Raw genomic sequence first — 18,949 nt, forward strand, 5'->3', positions numbered from 1 at the left:
TTGTATCGTAGTGATATAGGTTAGTTATTCTTTTTATTTCTGTATCGGGTAAATAGGGTTGCCGGATTCGTCGACCTCTGTCCAGTCCTTGATGCTTACATTGGGGAATGATACGGAATTCCCGTCTATAATGGCACTGAATACGTATGAGAATCCTCCTGCCAGTTTGCCGGGGATGGGGATGTCGGCAGTGTAGGTTCGGGGAGTGGTTTCTCCATCTGCCAGTACCTTTAATGTTATTGCCATGGGGCTCGTGGCGCGTGTCGGCAGGACGATGGCTTGTGCCAGAAGGCCGTTTTTGCCCATGCTGAGCGGAGTGGTGTCGTAGGTGGTGGTGGCTTCGATGATACCTGTACGCAAGTCGAGGCTGGCACCCGGGCTTGGCGGAAGAATACTTGCCGAAACCAGACTGTCAAGTTTCAGCCCTTCACCGGCTGACAGGTCGATAACTACCTGGGAAGCTACGTGCTGAAATACGATAGGCATATGGATTTGTGAAGCCATGATGTCTTGTTGCAGATTCTCCCACCACAGATAATCGACGCCATTCTTTAAAGGGGCGGACACTCCATTGGTGATGACGGGAGGATAGCTTGAAGAATTCGTAGAGAATGCATACATATTATATGTACCATTACTCAAATACATTTTATATCCATCCTGTCCCGTCAATATGCCTGCGGAAGAAGTGGTATACAAACCTTCGGCAAGTGGTTCCCTGAAATTGCTGTCCGATGTCTTGAAAGCGTAAATCTGGCTGGCCAACCCTTTAGGCATAGGCGACATGGATCTGGTCACTTTCCGGTTTTCAAGTGAAGCGGAAAATGTGATGAGTGCTTCAGCGTTATTTGACGTCTCTCCCTGACCGGACTCTCCGTTTCCGGGAGCCGAACCATAAATGGTAATTTCGTTTTTAGAACATCCGGCAAGCACCAAAAGGGTGCATGCAAAAATAATATACTTTCTCATTTTATTTATGTGGTTTAGGTTAATATCCATACATAACAGTGTGATGATAGAATAGTTTTGCTCAAAAGTGAAGATAAGCTGCACCTTAGTGTTAAAAATAGGCAAGCTTATTTTGTACTGCTTTCGGTTTGCATTATCTTTGCGCACGAAAAAACAGAGTGAATACAATTAGATAATCGATTATAGGATAAAATATAGATGAAGAATATACGTAACTTTTGCATTATAGCCCACATTGACCATGGTAAGTCTACTTTAGCCGACCGTTTGCTTGAATTTACCAATACGATACAGGTGACCGGAGGACAGATGCTCGATGATATGGATCTGGAGAAAGAGAGAGGGATTACCATTAAGAGTCATGCCGTTCAGATGGAGTACACATACAAGGGTGAAAAATATGTTCTGAATCTGATTGACACTCCGGGACACGTTGACTTCTCTTATGAAGTGTCCCGTTCTATTGCCGCCTGCGAGGGTGCATTGCTGATTGTAGATGCTTCGCAGGGTGTACAGGCGCAAACCATCTCCAACCTTTACATGGCAATTGAGCATGACTTGGAAATCATTCCGGTTATCAACAAATGCGATATGGCGAGTGCCATGCCCGAAGAGGTGGAGGATGAAATAGTGGAACTACTCGGTTGCAAACGCAGCGAGATCATTCGCGCATCCGGCAAGACAGGCATGGGTGTGGAAGAAATTCTGGCGGCAGTTGTCGAGCGTATTCCTCATCCCGAAGGTGATGAGGAAGCTCCGTTGCAGGCCTTGATTTTCGACTCTGTGTTCAATTCTTTTCGTGGTATCATCGCTTACTTCAAGATTGTGAACGGAGTGATCCGCAAAGGAGACAAAGTGAAATTCTTCAATACCGGGAAAGAATACGATGCCGATGAAGTCGGCGTTCTTAAGATGGAAATGGTGCCGCGTCAGGAATTGCGTACAGGAGACGTAGGTTATATTATTTCCGGTATCAAAACCTCTAAAGAGGTAAAAGTGGGAGATACCATAACCCACATAGCCCGCCCGTGCAAGGAGGCTATTGCCGGATTTGAGGAAGTGAAGCCGATGGTTTTCGCCGGTGTATATCCGATTGAGGCGGAAGACTTTGAAGACCTGCGCTCTTCTTTGGAAAAGTTGCAATTGAATGATGCTTCGCTGACTTTCCAGCCGGAGTCTTCGTTGGCATTAGGTTTCGGTTTCCGTTGCGGTTTCCTCGGATTGCTGCACATGGAGATTGTGCAGGAGCGCCTTGACCGTGAGTTCGATATGAACGTGATAACTACCGTGCCGAACGTTTCCTATAACATTTACGACAAGCAAGGTCACATGGCGGAGGTGCATAACCCCGGCAGTATGCCTGACCCTACTTTGATAGACCATATCGAGGAGCCTTACATTCGTGCTTCCGTCATCACCACCACCGATTATATCGGCCCCATCATGACGTTGTGTCTGGGCAAACGCGGTGAACTTGTGAAGCAGGAGTACATTTCGGGCAATCGTGTGGAGATTTACTATGATATGCCTTTAGGAGAAATCGTTATTGACTTTTACGACAAGCTGAAAAGTATCTCGAAAGGATATGCCTCTTTTGATTACCATGCCAGTGGTTTCCGCCCGTCCAAGTTAGTGAAACTGGATATTTTACTGAACGGCGAACCGGTGGACGCTCTTTCGACGCTGACACATTTCGACAATGCTTACGAATTGGGACGCCGTATGTGCGAGAAGTTGAAAGACCTGATTCCAAGACAACAGTTCGATATTGCCATCCAGGCAGCTATCGGAGCTAAAATCATTTCTCGTGAGACCATTAAGGCAGTGCGTAAGGATGTGACGGCGAAGTGTTACGGTGGTGACGTCAGCCGTAAGCGTAAGTTGTTGGAGAAGCAGAAGAAGGGAAAGAAACGTATGAAACAAATTGGTAATGTTGAAGTGCCGCAGAAAGCGTTCCTTGCGGTGTTGAAATTAGATTAATATAAAAAAGCCTAAAAGCTGATTCATATTAGCCGGGGGATTGTTCTCTTTCTGTAGGACTGTCTTGACAATCCCCTTTATGTTGACAAATTCTAACTGATAATAAATGAGAAAAGTTCTATCGTTCTCGGCCTTCCTGGTGGTAGGCCTTTTTATGGCTCAATATCTTCCTGCATGGTCAGGTAGTGATTATGGTACGGTGAAAACGGTGTCTAATGTGCTGTTGTACATCTGTCTGGGATTCATTATGATTAATGTGGGGCGTGAGTTTGAAGTGGATAAATCCCGTTGGCAAACTTATGCGAAAGATTATTTTGTGGCAATGGCTACGGCAGCTATGCCTTGGTTTCTGATCGCCATTTACTATATCTTTATTTTGCTTCCGCCCGAATACTGGAATAGTTGGGAAGCATGGAAAGAAAATCTGTTGCTGAGCCGTTTCGCTGCTCCTACTTCCGCCGGTATATTGTTTACGATGTTGGCAGCTATCGGTTTGAAATCCAGTTGGATTTATAAGAAGATTCAGGTGCTGGCTATTTTTGATGACCTGGACACTATCCTGCTGATGATTCCTTTGCAGATTATGATGATCGGTCCACGCTGGCAGTTATTGGTGATTATCTTCATTGTCTTTGTGCTGCTTTCTTTCGGGTGGAAGAAGCTGAGTAAATATAATATGCGTCAGGATTGGAAAGCTATTCTTCTTTATTCCGTTCTGGTGTTTGCCGCCACTCAATCCTTATATCTTATTACGAAGAATTTATATGGCGAAGAAGCCAGCATTCATATTGAAGTGCTGCTTCCGGCATTTGTTCTGGGTATGGTCATGAAGCATAAAGAGATTGATACAGCTTGGGAGCGGAAAGCATCAACAGGGATCTCTTTCATCTTTATGTTCCTGGTGGGTATGAGTATGCCCCCGCTTCAAGGCATCAGTCTTTCAGGAGATGCGGCGGGAATGGTTTCCGTAACCGGCTCTCAGGAAATGATGCCCTGGGTCCTGATTATCATACATGTGATCATGGTGTCACTGCTATCCAATGTGGGTAAGCTGTTTCCGGTATTCTTCTACCGCGACCGTAAATTGAGTGAGCGTCTGGCACTTTCCATTGGTATGTTTACCCGTGGTGAGGTGGGGGCAGGAGTTATTTTTATTGCACTGGGCTACAATCTGGGTGGCCCGGCATTAGTAATTTCCGTACTTACTATTGTGCTTAATTTAATATTAACAGGTATATTTGTACTCTGGGTTAAAAAACTGGCGTTGATGAGCTATAAGGAATAGCTCATTGACGCGGCTTGAGTCACCTTTGAAAAGCTAATACTTAAATCAGATAAACAATGATTATTCTACGTACTGTGAAAAACATCTCGTCGCTGAATGTGGTGGCGAGCGTTCTACTGTTCCTGACGGCTATTTTGGCTGCAATTGTTGCCAATTCCTCGCTAGCTCCGGTATATCAGAGTTTCCTGTCGCAGGAGCTGCATTTGCGTATCGGGGATTTTAACCTGCTTTCGCATGGCGGTCATAATCTGACGATGATCGAGTTCATCAACGACTGTCTGATGACGATTTTCTTTCTGGCCGTAGGGCTGGAGATAAAGCGTGAGTTGCTGGTGGGGGAGTTGTCTTCTTTCCGAAAAGCGATTCTGCCGTTTATAGCGGCGTGCGGAGGTATGATACTTCCGGTAATCGTCTATTCATTACTGGTGGCTTCCGGTACACCCGAAACACGGGGCATGGCTATTCCTATGGCTACTGACATTGCTTTCTCGCTGGGGGTATTGAGTTTACTGGGTAAGCGGGTTCCTTTGAGCCTGAAAATCTTTCTGACAGCTTTTGCGGTGGTGGATGATATCGGCGGTATTCTGGTGATTGCTATTTTCTATAGCAACGAGGTTGCTTACGGTTACTTGATTGTGGCAGCTATACTTTACGCATTCCTATATTATATGGGGAAATTTGGCATGACACAGAAGATTTTCTTTCTTTTCTTTGGCGCGATCATTTGGTATTTGTTCTTGCAGTCCGGCATTCATAGCACCATATCCGGTGTGATACTGGCATTTGTCATTCCTGCCCGTCCGCGGCTGGATGCAGGTAAATACATAAGGCGTATCCGTGCCATTGTCAGCTCATTTCCGGTGGTACAGTCCGACACTATTGTCTTGACCAACGAGCAGATTGCCACATTGAAGCAGGTAGAGAGAGCATCTGACCGTGTAATCAGTCCTTTGCAGTCTTTGGAAGATAACCTGCATGGAACGGTGAATTTTGTAATTCTTCCTTTGTTTGCTTTTGCCAATGCGGGAGTGGTGCTCAGTGGGGGCGGGGATGTTGTAGGAAATGTGGGGCTTGCTGTTGGGCTGGGGTTGCTTTTAGGTAAGTTCCTGGGTATTTACCTGTTTACCTGGCTGACTATTAAAAGCGGACTTGCCCGTATGCCTGAGGGTATGAACTGGAGAAACATTGCCGGGGTATCGTTATTAGGAGGCATAGGTTTTACCGTATCTTTGTTCATTGCCAATCTATCTTTCTCCGGTGTCTATCCGGAATTGCTGAATCAGGCCAAGTTCGGCGTGTTGTGTGGCACCGCCATTGCCGGAATATTGGGATATATTGTATTGAACCAGGTACTTCCGAAGAAAAAGAAAGCATAAATATAATAAGGTATATTGACTGTCTACTGGTAATATTAGTTAAACTACTGCTTGTTTTAGTTTAATAACTAATAGTAATAGTTGTTTGTTTGAAACTAATTCCTATCTTTGCATTGTTCACCCCGATAAATAGAAAAAGACTATGAAGCGATTGACTGCAAAGGAAGAAGAAATCATGCGAATGTTTTGGGAACACGGGCCGATGTTCGTCCGTGAGTTGTTGGCTTTTTATGAAGAGCCGAAACCGCATTATAACACTGTATCTACTTTGGTACGTGGATTAGAGGAAAAAGGTTTTGTAAAGTACAGGCCTTATGGCAATACCTATCAGTATTATGCGGCTGTGTCCGATAAAGACTATAAGCGCTCTGCGCTGAATGATGTGGTAGCCCAATATTACAATAACTCCTATACGAATGTTGTATCTGCATTTATTGAAGAAGAAGGAATGTCGGTTGATGAGCTGAAAGCCCTGATCGCACGTATCGAGGATAAAAAGGCAAACGGATAAGGATACTCATACTCTATAAATGTATACATCATGGGAGCTATATTATTTTATATATTTGAATCTACCTTGTGCCTGACCGTCCTGTATTTTCTATTCAGGCTGTTTTTCAGAAGAGACACGCTCTTCCGCACGAACCGCCTGCTTTTGCTGATAGGGACGGCAGCTTGCACATTGTTGCCGTTGATGCAAATAGATGTTTCCCAATATACACCTTTACAGTTGCCTGTAGCCACTGTCAGAAATCTGTTGACAGAGAAAGAAACCGGTGTTGCCGATGCAGGAGAGGGAACCGGTAAGGAATATATGTCTGAAAGAACAGACATTTTCTCCGGAGGGACAGAGGAAGGAAACGTCATGAAAGAACCTCGTGGCAGTGTAATGTCTGCTATTTCTGTGATTGTGCTTCTGAGTGGCTGTTACCTTTTGGGGGCGTTAGTCGTTTTTTGTTTCCTTTTGCTTTCCACTATCCGTATGTATCGGCTTGTACGCCGTTTTCCCGCTCACGAATACGGGGAGTACAAGTTGGTCATTTGCCCGGAAAAGATTGTCTCTTTCAGTTGGGGAAACACGATTGTGCTTTCTCAGGAAGATTATGAAAAGAATCCCGGAGAAATATTGCTGCACGAGCAGATGCATTTGCAGCATCGGCATACATTGGATTTGCTTTGGATGGAATGTCTCGTCATACTCCATTGGTTCAATCCTGCTGCATGGCTGCTGATGCGCGAACTCCGGGAAGTGCACGAATATGAGGCAGATAACAGCGTCATCAATCATGGCATCGATGCAACTCAATATCAACTTTTATTAGTGAAGAAATCCGTAGGTACAAGGCTCTACTCTATGGCTTGCGGTTTCAATCACAGTAAACTTAAAAACCGTATCACAATGATGTTAAAAAGAAGAACGAACAATTGGGCACGTTTGAAGCTATTGCTCTTCGTGCCGGTGGCTGCCGGAACGCTTTATGCGTTTGCGCGGCCGGAAGTAAAGAAAACAGTGGAACAGGCGATGGCTTCTGTGGAGGTGAAACAAGGCTCAATTCCCCAAAGTGAACTGGTACAATTAGAAGCCTTTTTCAAGCAGAAAGCTGAAGATGCGGCTGGAGAAAAGAAGGTATACCAAACTGATAAAAAGTCGGGAACCATTCATTCTTTCTTTGTAAATATGAACAATAAAATGATGCTGAATCAGAAATTGATAAAAGAATATGATGTGGCAACCTTATCGACCCGGCTTACCGACTTGTTGAGAGCGGAATATCAGAAATATGCGAAGGGAGATCTGAATTATTCAACGTATTTGCTTGTCAGGTATGATCGTGGTTCATCATCAGATGCCATTACTTCGTATCTTCGGACAATAAAAGACTCTTATCTGCAAGTGCGTGGTGAAATATCCGGGCAGTTGGGTGGAGTTTCGGAAGCCCGTTTGGATAGTGTATTTCCTATATTAGTTCATTTTGGAGAATCTAAAGTTTATAGTTCTAAACATAAGACGGCTACGGATATTTCCTTGCCAATTCAGATATCTTTGTTTTCCGGCGGAAGTGCCGGTCCGGTTCTGAAGAATCCTTCTCTCCGGGAAGTGGAGCAGAGTCTTAAAGAATATAAAGCTACTACAGGCAGTGATAATTTTGCGGTAAGTCTTAAGCTGGACAAGGATGTTGCTATGGGGGTAGTGGAGGATGTGAAAGAAGTTATTCGTAATACTTTATATGACAAATAAAATGTTATGAATAAGTAAGGTCATTTTACGTATGTGCAGGCGAATGATTGTTCGCCTGCACATACGTAAAACCTCATTTTTATCTGATTTTAATTTCGCAATTCTCCAGGCTTTCTATAATCGCCAAAGATTCCACATGAATGCCTTGTTCGCGCAATTCATCTCCTCCGTGTTGGAAAGCTTTTTCTATGATGAACCCCATTCCCACTAATTCGGCACCCGCCTGTTTCACAAGTTCCATAATGCCTTTGGCTGCATTTCCATTAGCCAAGAAGTCATCTATAAAGAGTACCCGGTCTTCCGGACGGAGAAAATCCTTACTGACGCATACTTCATAAGACCGCTGTTTGGTAAAAGAATAAACGGAAGTAACCAACATATTCTCCATTGTGCTGGGCTTTTTCTTCTTGGCAAAAACAACGGGGAGTTCCAACAAATATCCCACCATGATGGCAGGAGCAATGCCACTGGCTTCTACTGTGATGATTTTGTTGATTGTAGTGGAGGCAAAACGCCTGACAAATTCCACGCCAATAGATTTCATCAGGATAGGGTCCATCTGGTGGTTAATGAAATTGTCCACTTTCAATATGCCTCCCGGATAACATCTCCCGTCTTTCAGAATACGGTCTTTTAGGATTTTCATGTTTTATATATCTTATTTGTTGAATGCTTATTTTATCTGTTCGCTTGTTTCCTCCTCTTCTTCCTCCGGTTCTTCATCTCTAGGCAATAGTCTTGCTGATATCCGTTTTTTTGGGGTGAGACTCATGCCCCTCAGCATCTCCGCCTGTTTTACTACGCTGCCGTTTCCGCCGGAAAGTTGGTTAAACGCTTTGTCATAGTCTTTTTGCAGTCCGGTCAGCTTGTCTCCGATGCTCAGGAACGTATCGGTGAAACCTACAATCTTTTCATACAATGCTGTGCCCCGCTTGATGATTGCCTGCACATTCTTTACCTGATTTTCCCGTTTCCAGAGGTCAAGGGATAGACGCAGGGCACTGATAAGGTTAGTGGGGTTCATCAGCACGACTTTCTTGTTGTAGGCATATTCCCAAAGATTGGTATCGCTCTGTATAGCCAGCAAATAGGCTCCTTCGGTCGGGATGAACATCATGACAAAGTCCGGTGCCTTGATGTCGTAGTGGGAGTAATCTTTCTGACTCAACTCGTCTATGTGGGTGCGGACAGATTGTAGATGAGCTTTCAGCAAATGGGCCTTTTCGTCCTTGTGTTCGGCAGAAGTATAGGCGCTGTAAGCCGTGAGGGAAACTTTGGAGTCTATAATCATTTCGCGGTCGTCGGGATATCTGATCAGGATGTCCGGCTGCATTTTCTGCCCGCTTTCTTCGCTGGTGATAGCCTCGCCTCGTTCGTCTTTCAGGAATTCCTGGCGGAAATAATGTTCACCTTCAATCAGGCCGGATGCTTGGAGCAGACGTTCCAAAATCATTTCTCCCCAGTTACCCTGCATCTTCGAGTCACCTTTCAAGGCGCGGGTCAGATTGTTGGCATCTTCGCTGAGCCGGTTGTTCAACTCTACTAATTCTTTGATGCGTTCGCCCAACGAGAAACGTTCTTTGGCTTCGTTGCTGTATACTTGTTCCACCTTTTCCCGGAAATCCTTCAGATTCTCACCCAAGGGACGGAGCAGGTTGTTCAGATGTTCGGCATTCAGTTTGGTAAAGTCTTCTGTCTTGCTTTGGAAGATGCGGTTGGAGAGATTCTCAAACTCTATATTCATGCGCTTATGTAAGGCTTCCGCTTCTTCCGTCTGCAATCTCAGACGTTCTTCCCATTGCTTCTGCTGTTCTGCCAGCCTGAGGTTGAATGATTTTTCCTGTTCAGTCAGTCGTTCGGCGGTTATGGTTTTCTCGCGTGCGATACGTTCTTCCGAAGTGCGGTTCAGTAATTCTTCCCGTTCGCGGGTGGCTTGCAGTTGTGCTGATAGTGCGGCACTTTTTCGTCCGGCTATCAGATAACCTACGCCCGCACCTACTGTCAGTCCGATGATTAGAAAAACAATCTCCATGCTTATTCCGTCAATATCTCGTTTCCGGTTTCAGTAATCAGAATCATGCTTTCCCATTGTGCCGAGGGCAAACCGTCGTCTGTGCACACAGTCCATCCGTCCGCTTCGTCGATGAAGACTTCGTATGTTCCCATGTTTATCATCGGCTCAATGGTGAACGTCATTCCCGGAACGATAAGCATACCCGTGCCACGTTTGCCGAAGTGTTCCACATCCGGTTCCTCGTGGAATTTGATGCCTACACCATGTCCGCAAAGGTCACGTACTACACTGTAACCGTTCTTCTCTGCATGCTCCTGGATGGCTGCGCCCACATCTCCGAGCCGGGCCCACGGTTGTGCAGTCTGCACACCTATATCGCGGCATTCTTTTGCCACCTGCACCAGACGTTGCATTTCCTGTTTTACATCTCCGATCATATACATTCTCGAAGCATCCGAGAAATACCCCTTATAGATCGTTGAAACATCTACGTTCACAATGTCTCCACTGCGCAGAAACTCTTTGGTACTTGGGATGCCGTGGCATACCACATCATTGATACTTGTGCATACACTTTTCGGAAATCCTTCGTACAGGAAAGGGGCGGGGATTGCGTCATGGTCTGTCGTAAATTCATATACCATATGGTCAATCTCTGCCGTCGACATACCTTCGCGTATGTTTGCCGAAATATAATCCAGCAATGCTGTGTTGATTTTCGCACTTTCACGGATACCGGCCAGTTGTTCTTCCGTACGCAACAGATGGCGCGACGGGAGTTTATAACCTTCTTTCTTATAGTGTTGAATCTTCTCTTCTACCTCGTCGGAATAGTTTTTAGGAGTAAACCGAACTCCTTTCACGAACTTTTTCATTGTCTTTTTGATTTATAATAGCTACAAAAGTACGTAATATCAATTAAAGAATGAAAGAATTATTCTTAATTTATAAAAGAGTTACTGTCCTGATCTCGCTTCTCGAATTATCAATCCGCTTCACCTGTATCTGAGTTTTGATCCGTTCCCGCAGTCCTTCTACGTGGCTGATGATTCCTACTTTCTTTCCGCCCATCTGATGTAGCTTCTCCAGCGTATCCATTACCGTATTCAGATAGTCGCTGCTTAGCGTACCGAATCCCTCGTCAATAAATAACGTATCCACTGACAAACTATGCCGGCTGAGAGAAGAAAGTCCGAGAGCCAGCGACAGGGAGACCAGAAAGCTCTCCCCACCGGACAGCGTGCAGGCCGGTCGTGCTGCGCCTCCCTGGTAGAAGTCACGCAACAGTATGGTGAGCGAACCCGCCTGACACTCCAGCTCGTAACGGTCCGTCAACCGTTGCAGATAGAAATTTGCTCCATTGAGTAACTCTTTCAATACAAAACTTTGTGCGATGTTCCGGAAATTCTTTCCTTTCTCATCACCGAAGTGATGGCAAAGACGATCCCATTTCAGATAAATTTCCCGCAATTCGTCCGCGCGCTTCTTTTCATCTTTTATCTGGGCAATGTTCTTCGCATTTTCTTCCAGTTGTATTTTCAGCCGCAGGATGGTTTGGGTTTCTGCCGTAATCTTTTCCTCTAAAGCATGAATCTGACTGTTCAGAGTTTCCAGACTTTCATTTTCCTCCATTTCAGGTTTTTTGCCCAAATGTTCTTCCAACTGTCCGGTTGCGAGCCTGAAAGCTGTCTGTACAGCCACTTCTTCTTCTTTAAGCCGTTGCTGTCCGGTGCGCAGGTGCTCTATGTACTCACCGGAATAAGCGGAGAATGCGATGATGTATGATTCGTCAATATCCGGATGCGAGGCATAGAAAGCAGCCAGGTTCGCTTGCAGCTCATCCATGTTCTTCCGGGCAGACAGGATATTTTGCTTCAGTCCGCCGGCCTGGGAATTCAGCGTATTCCAAGCCATTCCCAGATTCTTTATTTCTTGTTTTTCCTCTATCGGAAGACTCTTCCATTCGGGAAATGTATCACAGATGATTTCCCGGGTTGCCGATATGCTGTCCAGTTCTTTGCCGATTAGGGCGATGGCGGTTTTCAGCTCGGCTTGTCTGTCCTGTGCCAATTTGTAATTTCCGGCTGCCTTTTGCAGGCGTTCGATGAATGTGACGGGAGAACTGTTCCATTCAGTTTGCCATTCGTCCCAGAGAATCAGAGGGCTGACACGCTCCAAAGTTGTATGAATAATTTCTTTTTCATTTTCTTTCAGCGAACGTTTGTTGGTGATGTCATTTTTCAGTCCGGTCAGCTTCTTATCAATGGCGTCAAATGCTTTCCGGGCAGTTTCCGCTACTTGCTGATATTCATCTTTCTGGTGTTGCAACCGTGAAATATGGCTGGCCAGGGTTTGCGCTTCATTCAGTTTGGCATTGATGTTCTCAATATCCTGTTTGTTTTCCTGAATCAGCTTTTCCAGTGTCTCCTTTGTGCTGTCGGAGATGTCCGGGATATGGCAACGGCTACATTTGTCTTGTGCCTCTGTACAGGCAAGGTCGTATCCTTTCTGCGCTTTCTCCGTTGCCAGACGGCTGCTTGCCATCATTCCCTCGTATGTCTTACTCTCTGTCCGGTTGCCGTTCAGAGTTTGTTCCGCTTCTTTATATTCTTTCTCTTTCGCTTCTAATGACTGCCGGATAGGAGCAAGTACAGATTGAAAGTCTTCATCTTTGCAAAGTGACTTTATCTCCTGGCCGCATACCGGACAACTGTCTCCTATCGAAAGACGGGCACGGGCTTCTTTAGCCCATTCTTCCACCGCTTCTTTCTGTTTGTCATATAGTGTCCTGATGTCATCGTATGCTTTCTTCTGATTGTCGAAACTGGCTTTCAAACCTGCATACCGGCTCTTGCAAGTCTGCAATTTCTTGTCCAGCGATTTTTCATATTCTTTTGCTGAATCCAGCGCCTCTTGTTTCTCTTTCAATACCGCCAGGGCATTTTGAGCTTTATGCAAGTTCTCCTTGACAGTTTCCAGTGTGTCCTTCTTTTGCTGCAAAGCACTCCGGTTCATAGAGGTAAGTTGTGCATTCAGCCGGTCGATTTCCAGTTGTCTGGTTTGGTTCTCTTTGTTTTTCAGATTGCAGTCATCCTCCTTTTCCGCACGTTCCCGCTCCAGTGCAGGTTGTTGCCGGGTTAATTCGGCTGTCTGCTTCTCATAGGCGGCGATGCGCGAGTGGGAAGAAAGTAGGGCGTTGAGGTCGGCAATGATGGACTGGCTTTGCTCGAACATGGGGAGAAGCGGGGCATGGGTTTTCAGATATTCTTCAGCGAGAAGCAATCTGGCTTGTTGTTCTTTCATGTTATCTTTCAGCCAGATGCAACCATTGCTGAGGCGGATGAAATCGGCTTTCAGATTTTCGGTTTGCTGGATATTGCTCTCCTGCTGTCGTTGCTGCTGTTTCAAAGAAGAGAACCAGTTGCGGGCGTCCGCGGTGCTGTTCCAGTCTCTGATCAGTATTTCCTTCTGCCGGAAGTCATCCGATTGCAGTTGCTCCTTTTTCGCTTCCCATGCTTTCTGCTGCTTTTCCTGGTTCAGGACAAGTTCTGTCTGCCTCTTCAGCCAGTCATGTTTCAGGACGGCCGTATTCTTCTGTAAGGCATTTCCACTGATTTCGGCATCCAGTGCCGTCATGGTTTCGTTAATTTCAGTTGTTTCCTCATCAGTCAGAATGTGAATCCCTTCCAGTTTCCGGTTTTGGTTTTCATAATCCGTACGTTTTTCCTTAGTGATAGTGTAAATTCCCGCACCTATTTCGGAATAGATTCCGGTGCCTGTCAGTTTCTCCAGAATGTCCGACTTTTCGCTTTCCTTGCTCTGCAGGAATTTGGTGAAATCGCCTTGCGCCAGGAGGGTGGTACGGCAGAACTGTTCGAAGGTCAGTCCTACGGCAACTTGTATTTCAGCTTTTATTTCATTCTTCTTGATGAGTTGGACACCCGTTTTCCGGTTCTCTAAAGTCCACTTTGCGTCCTGAATGGCACCGGAGGCTTTCCGGTGTGCACGGGCCACATACCACTTGGCGGTATAGGGTGTCTCATTCGAACCGGTAAACTCCAGTTCGGTCCATGCCTCACTGGTATTCCGGCGCATTAGTTGGCGGCTGTCGTTAATGGACACCTCTTCTTTCTTGGAAGAGAAGCTTTGCCCCACATCTTTGTACTTCTCGTTTTCTGCACGTTCCATGCGGGGCGTTTCATTATAGAGCGACAGGCAAATAGCGTCGAGCAGTGTTGTTTTTCCGGCACCCGTCTCACCGCAGATGAGGAACAGTGACTCTTCGCTCAACGGTCCGTTCTCAAAGTCGATGACGGCATCTTCTATGGACGCCAGATTCTTTATAGTCAGTTTTTGAAGTTTCATGATTCACCACAGATTATTCGGATTAACGCAGATTATTCTTTTCCTTCACCTTTTGCACGGCGACATTCATCAGTTCGCAGAGTTCTTCGTCCATTTCTTCTCCTTCCGCTTCCTGATAGTAGAGTTTAGCTATCTCCAGCGGAGACATTTCCTGTATTTCCTGGATGGAGATATGCCGGGTTTTGTCGTTTGCAGCCTGCTTTTCGCGGTTGGACTTGATGTAGCAGTATTTGCAGTTTTTCCCTTTTGCCGCGTTCGATGCCCGCTCGTTACAGTCGGGTGCCAGATAATCTTTTATCAGAACGTTCAGCCGGATGTAAGCAGTCTTGTCGTCCGGGTATTCTTCCAGTAGTTTGAGGGCTTCTTCAAAGGGCACCGCTTCTTTGGGCAGTGTGACGAACGGCAGGAGGTTTTCTATTTCCACCGTTCTTATTTGCGGTTCTTCCTCCCGCCGGATTTCGACGATGGAGACGGAATGGGGGTAAGTCTCGTCAAAACTCACGGGCAGGGGAGTTCCGCAATATCGTGCGTGACGGCCATTTCCCTTGATGTTCTGCGGACAATGAATGTGTCCGAGCGCCAGATAATCATATCCTTCACCCATCGAGCTGATGGGAACATATTCTATACCGCCCACGGTCTCGTCATGACCTGTCCGGTCGCTGCCTTCTATGGAGAGATGCGCCATCAAAACAACGGGAAGTCCTTTCACATTCATTTTCTCCACTTCGTCCTGCAATGCCTGGAAAAAGCGAGCCTGCCGTTCTTCACGCGGTGTCTCCGTGTCCAGCATCGGAAAGTTTTGCGGATATACGTGGGGGACGGCTATGATGTATCCTTTCAGATTTCCTTCTTTGTCTTTTACTTCCACGATATGTTTTTCCAGGTTCACTTCTTCCTGGTTCCGTTCGATGTTTCCCACCACTCTCACTCCGAAGTGATTCCACAGATTGCTGTCTATTTCCAGTTTGGAACTGCTGTCATGATTGCCGGCTGTCACCACAATGGTCATTTCCGGGCAGGCTCTGTGAATTTCGAGCATGCCGTCCGTGTACATCTTCTGTGTAGTTGCGGATGGGGTGGAGTAGTGGTAGATGTCTCCGCTCACTACTATTGCATCCGGTTTCTCTTCCGCTGCGATGTGGGCCAGTTGTTTCAGAAATGCTTGTTGCTCCAGGCTGCGGTCATAGTTATATAGTGTATGTCCCAAGTGCCAGTCGCTGGTATGGAGTATTTTCATATTTATACGGTTTTATGCTTTCAAAAGTACGCAGAATATGGGAGATAAGCAAATTGGCCGGACAGGGTTGATAAAGGAAAATATTAGATTGACTTTGCACAAAAAACTTTTTTCTAAAACTATGAATTCACTGATTTTTAATTAGTTTTGCAATGAAATTCATCTGTGAGACAGCCTTTTTACCTTGTGTCCGGTAAAGAATAGATACACTTGCAGAATAAACTGTGATTTAGATGAAATATTTGCATAAAATGACCAAGACATTTATTATCTTAATAATACTCCTGTTAAACACCGTTAATGCCTTGAGTGAAAGTTCTTCGGCGTTTAAACCGGGAGATGAAGACAAAATATTGATTCTCAATGCATATAGTGGCTCCTCCCGGTGGAGCAACGACTTCATTATCCCCATTTATAATTCTTACCAGCATAAAAATTCCCCTTTTGTGGTAGATGTTGAGCATATGGGAAGCCAATTTATGCAATTGCAGAATGTAGAAAATTTGTTGGAATACGAAAAAAGACTCTTTGAAAAATATGCAGACAATCCTCCGAAGCTCCTGATACTGTTGGGCAGCGCTTCCTGGGGCTTGCTGAAGGAAGATATCGAAAAACAATGGAAAGATGTTCCGGTCATACTTTGTACCGAAACAGATTACGTCGGTCCGCAGGAAGCCTATTTAAAACGGGAAGCAATTCCTGTGGAAGAAAGAATTCCCCTGAAAGATTATAAAGGAGATCTGTCGTTGACCGTATTTTATATACCGGCATATCTGAAAGAAACGATTTCATTGATGCAGGATTTGATGCCTGAAATGAATGAATTAATATTTCTGTCTGACTCCAGATATATAAGTGCCCAGTTCCGCTCGGATTTGAAAGAGATTGCAGACAAGGACTTTCCGGAACTGGAGATAACGAATTATGTTGCCGGAGATATGACCACTGATGCACTGGCCGATTCATTAAGCCGTGCGGAGGAGAATAGCGGAGTACTGTTTTGCTCGTGGTATCAGCAGGATGTGCAGAATGGAAATGTGGTGCTGACTAACAATATTTCCCGGATTCTCAGTTATTACTCTACTTCCCCCATATTCTCATTGGATAATACCGGATTACAGCGTAACGGTTTGGTGGGCGGCTATTTCTTCGATGAAAAAACGGTCGGAAGAAAAGCAACTGAGATTGTCGGCAATGTCTTGTCCGGTGAAAACCGGAAAGGAGTTCAGATAGTTGATTGCGGCACTCCCATTCCCATGTTCAATTATCATGACCTGGTCGAAGCCGGACTGTCGCCGAAACTATGTCCTCCGAATTCTGTTTTCTACATGATGCCGCCCACTTTCTGGGAACAACATAAATATAGTGTCATATTGACGATAGTGGCTGTTGTTCTCCTCTTTATGTGGATGTGGATGTGGTGGATGTATAAAGTGAGAAGGAAACAGGCCGAGCAGATCAAGCTGATGACGAGCTATCATAGCCTGTTCGAGAATATGCCTATTGTTTACCTGAAGCAGCAACTTATTTTCGATCAGGCAGGCAAGGTTGTAGATTATCTGACCGTAGAGGCTAATCCCCGTTTTGACAAATATTTTAAGTCGCTGGGGCCGGTTATAGGAAAGCGTGGGAGTGAGATTGACCCGAAGGGGACTGAACGGATGATTCATCTGTATAGTATGGTTATTTCTACCCAGAAGGAACTTTCTTTTCAACACTACAATGAGGGTAGCGGTAATTATTTCAATGTGATTCTGACTCCGTCCAAGCATCAGGGCTACGTTGACGTATTTTGTGTCGACAATACTGAATTGGCCGAAACACAACAAATGCTGCGTTCCGCCAATCATAAACTGTCAATGTCTCTCGATGTGGCGAATATTGTTCCCTGGAAGTGGGATCTGGAAAAAGGAACCATGCTTTGTGACGTCAACCGTCCGGTGGAATTGAGCCATGACGACAGTATAATGAATGAAGAACAGCTCTCTGTGCCCGATTACCAGTATTTTGCTAAAATCTGCAAGCAGGACAGGGAACGGGTGAAGAAAGCATATAAAGAACTGACGGAGGGCAATGTTTCCAAAATTAAGGAAGAGTATCGTGTGGTGGTCCGTAAGAATGGAGTTGCACGTTATGAATGGGTTGAGGCTCAGGCAAAGGTGGATAAACGAGATGAAAACGGCAAGCCGATCACCCTGATCGGTTCCTCTCTCGTGATAACCGGGCGGAAGAAAATGGAAGAAGACCTGATTACGGCCAAAGAAAAGGCGGAAGAATCGAACCGCTTGAAGTCGGCTTTCCTGGCTAACATGAGCCATGAGATACGTACTCCGCTCAATGCGATTGTCGGCTTCTCCAGTATTCTGGCAGATGCGGAAGAGCAGGAAGAGAAAGAAGAATACATCAATATCATCGAGAATAACAATACATTGCTGCTGCAACTCGTCGGAGACATTCTGGACCTTTCTAAAATAGAGGCGGGCACACTCGAATTTAATTTCTCTGATTTAGACTTGAATGCCTTGTTCAAAGAGATGGAGGCATCGGCTCAGCTTCGCCAGAAGAATGCGGCTGTTCCTATCCGCTATGTGCCGGAAATGCCGGACTGCTCTGTCAGCATTGAAAAGAACAGGCTGACACAAGTGGTTACGAATATGCTGAATAATGCTATGAAATTTACCTCTGAGGGCAGCATTACTTTTGGCTATCATCTGAAAGATACGGATTTTCTGTACTTTTATGTCACCGATACAGGCTGCGGAATTGCTCCTGATAAGAAAGACAGTGTGTTCGGCCGCTTTGTGAAGCTTGATTCTTTTGTTCAGGGCACAGGTTTGGGACTTTCCATCTGCCAGAGTATTATTGAGCACATGGGTGGCAAAATAGGTGTGGAATCGGAAGAGGGTGAAGGTTCCACTTTCTGGTTTACTCTTCCGTACCACCCTGTAGAACTGAAGTCGGTGAAAGAGCAGAAAGAACACCGGATACAGAAGGTAGAGAATAAACTCACTATTTTGATAGCCGAAGACAATCGCAGCAATTTCCAGCTATTCGAATCTATCCTGAAGAATGAATATAATATCCTTCATGCGTGGGATGGGGAAGAAGCGGTAGAATTATTCAAGAAATATAATCCCCATTTGATATTGATGGACATCAATATGCCCAAGAAGAGCGGATATGAAGCTACCCAGATGATACGCGAGATATCACCTACTGTTCCCATTATGGCGGTGACGGCTTATGTGTATGCCGAAGATGAACAGCGCATCCTGAACAGCGGTTTCGACGCATATACTTCCAAGCCCATAAATGCGCAGAAGTTGCAGCGGGATATTATCGACTTGCTGAAAAGACAATTGATTTTCATGTAGGGTGGCCTCATGCTCAGTTTATATTATCTGTCATGCTGAGCGCAGACTCTGCATGACAGATATTGCAATGTCATCTTTTTGACCTATTGGTCTGATCGGCTTTTAGT

The 18,949-nt window shown here is 45.4% G+C and carries 12 protein-coding genes; 6 read left to right on the top strand and 6 right to left on the bottom strand.

Translation table 11 applies throughout. The features are described from left to right. Positions 1-33 precede the first annotated feature (33 nt). Positions 34-969, bottom strand: coding sequence for a fimbrillin family protein (locus BUC01_RS01555; RefSeq protein WP_159106533.1), 936 nt, complete (start codon positions 967-969; stop codon positions 34-36). Between the two features lie 198 nt (positions 970-1,167). Here BUC01_RS01555 and lepA point away from each other — a divergent pair, with 198 nt between their 5' ends. The 5 genes from lepA to BUC01_RS01580 all read left to right on the top strand — a co-directional run bounded on the left by lepA (position 1,168) and on the right by BUC01_RS01580 (position 7,849). Further along, positions 1,168-2,949: a translation elongation factor 4 gene (lepA, locus tag BUC01_RS01560; protein WP_025834581.1), complete on the top strand. Its 1,782-nt coding sequence runs from the start codon at positions 1,168-1,170 to the stop codon at positions 2,947-2,949. Positions 2,950-3,055: 106 nt separating this feature from the next. Next, positions 3,056-4,234: a cation:proton antiporter family protein gene (locus BUC01_RS01565; protein WP_025834583.1), complete on the top strand. Its 1,179-nt coding sequence runs from the start codon at positions 3,056-3,058 to the stop codon at positions 4,232-4,234. Positions 4,235-4,290: 56 nt separating this feature from the next. Beyond that, positions 4,291-5,610, top strand: coding sequence for a Na+/H+ antiporter NhaA (gene nhaA, locus BUC01_RS01570; protein ID WP_025834585.1), 1,320 nt, complete (start codon positions 4,291-4,293; stop codon positions 5,608-5,610). A 142-nt stretch (positions 5,611-5,752) separates the two neighbouring features. Further along, a complete protein-coding gene (locus BUC01_RS01575; RefSeq protein ID WP_025834586.1) occupies positions 5,753-6,121 on the top strand; it encodes a BlaI/MecI/CopY family transcriptional regulator in 369 nt (122 codons plus the stop codon). A gap of 30 nt (positions 6,122-6,151) precedes the next feature. Further along, positions 6,152-7,849: a M56 family metallopeptidase gene (locus BUC01_RS01580; protein WP_025834588.1), complete on the top strand. Its 1,698-nt coding sequence runs from the start codon at positions 6,152-6,154 to the stop codon at positions 7,847-7,849. Between the two features lie 79 nt (positions 7,850-7,928). Here BUC01_RS01580 and xpt read toward each other — a convergent pair whose 3' ends face one another. The 5 genes from xpt to BUC01_RS01605 all read right to left on the bottom strand — a co-directional run bounded on the left by xpt (position 7,929) and on the right by BUC01_RS01605 (position 15,468). Next, a complete protein-coding gene (gene xpt / locus BUC01_RS01585; protein ID WP_073312526.1) occupies positions 7,929-8,495 on the bottom strand; it encodes a xanthine phosphoribosyltransferase in 567 nt (188 codons plus the stop codon). 27 nt (positions 8,496-8,522) lie between these two features. Then, positions 8,523-9,881 carry a DNA recombination protein RmuC gene (locus BUC01_RS01590; RefSeq protein ID WP_025834590.1) on the bottom strand — a complete coding sequence of 453 codons (1,359 nt, stop codon included), beginning with the start codon at positions 9,879-9,881 and terminating at the stop codon, positions 8,523-8,525. 2 nt (positions 9,882-9,883) lie between these two features. Then, complete coding sequence (gene map / locus BUC01_RS01595; RefSeq protein ID WP_025834592.1) at positions 9,884-10,738, bottom strand: type I methionyl aminopeptidase; 855 nt, start codon at positions 10,736-10,738, stop codon at positions 9,884-9,886. Between the two features lie 70 nt (positions 10,739-10,808). Next, a complete protein-coding gene (locus BUC01_RS01600) occupies positions 10,809-14,228 on the bottom strand; it encodes an AAA family ATPase (RefSeq protein WP_025834593.1) in 3,420 nt (1,139 codons plus the stop codon). Between the two features lie 22 nt (positions 14,229-14,250). After that, positions 14,251-15,468 carry an exonuclease SbcCD subunit D gene (locus BUC01_RS01605; RefSeq protein ID WP_025834594.1) on the bottom strand — a complete coding sequence of 406 codons (1,218 nt, stop codon included), beginning with the start codon at positions 15,466-15,468 and terminating at the stop codon, positions 14,251-14,253. Positions 15,469-15,719: 251 nt separating this feature from the next. On the opposite strand from BUC01_RS01605, the gene BUC01_RS25720 reads away from it, so the two are divergent. Beyond that, positions 15,720-18,842 carry an ATP-binding protein gene (locus BUC01_RS25720; RefSeq protein ID WP_244895723.1) on the top strand — a complete coding sequence of 1,041 codons (3,123 nt, stop codon included), beginning with the start codon at positions 15,720-15,722 and terminating at the stop codon, positions 18,840-18,842. The last annotated feature ends 107 nt before the right edge of the window (positions 18,843-18,949 follow it).

The sequence above is a fragment of the Bacteroides stercorirosoris genome, from assembly GCF_900142015.1.
GTDB lineage: Bacteria > Bacteroidota > Bacteroidia > Bacteroidales > Bacteroidaceae > Bacteroides > Bacteroides stercorirosoris.

What these genes read in the sequence shown, in the direction of transcription:
- lepA (WP_025834581.1), top strand. Translation starts at nt 1,168, where the DNA reads ATGAAGAATATACGTAACTTTTGCATTATAGCCCACATTGACCATGGT.
- xpt (WP_073312526.1), bottom strand. Translation starts at nt 8,495, where the DNA reads ATGAAAATCCTAAAAGACCGTATTCTGAAAGACGGGAGATGTTATCCG.
- BUC01_RS01575 (WP_025834586.1), top strand. Translation starts at nt 5,753, where the DNA reads ATGAAGCGATTGACTGCAAAGGAAGAAGAAATCATGCGAATGTTTTGG.
- BUC01_RS01600 (WP_025834593.1), bottom strand. Translation starts at nt 14,228, where the DNA reads ATGAAACTTCAAAAACTGACTATAAAGAATCTGGCGTCCATAGAAGAT.
- BUC01_RS25720 (WP_244895723.1), top strand. Translation starts at nt 15,720, where the DNA reads ATGACCAAGACATTTATTATCTTAATAATACTCCTGTTAAACACCGTT.
- map (WP_025834592.1), bottom strand. Translation starts at nt 10,738, where the DNA reads ATGAAAAAGTTCGTGAAAGGAGTTCGGTTTACTCCTAAAAACTATTCC.
- BUC01_RS01565 (WP_025834583.1), top strand. Translation starts at nt 3,056, where the DNA reads ATGAGAAAAGTTCTATCGTTCTCGGCCTTCCTGGTGGTAGGCCTTTTT.
- nhaA (WP_025834585.1), top strand. Translation starts at nt 4,291, where the DNA reads ATGATTATTCTACGTACTGTGAAAAACATCTCGTCGCTGAATGTGGTG.
- BUC01_RS01580 (WP_025834588.1), top strand. Translation starts at nt 6,152, where the DNA reads ATGGGAGCTATATTATTTTATATATTTGAATCTACCTTGTGCCTGACC.
- BUC01_RS01590 (WP_025834590.1), bottom strand. Translation starts at nt 9,881, where the DNA reads ATGGAGATTGTTTTTCTAATCATCGGACTGACAGTAGGTGCGGGCGTA.
- BUC01_RS01605 (WP_025834594.1), bottom strand. Translation starts at nt 15,468, where the DNA reads ATGAAAATACTCCATACCAGCGACTGGCACTTGGGACATACACTATAT.
- BUC01_RS01555 (WP_159106533.1), bottom strand. Translation starts at nt 969, where the DNA reads ATGAGAAAGTATATTATTTTTGCATGCACCCTTTTGGTGCTTGCCGGA.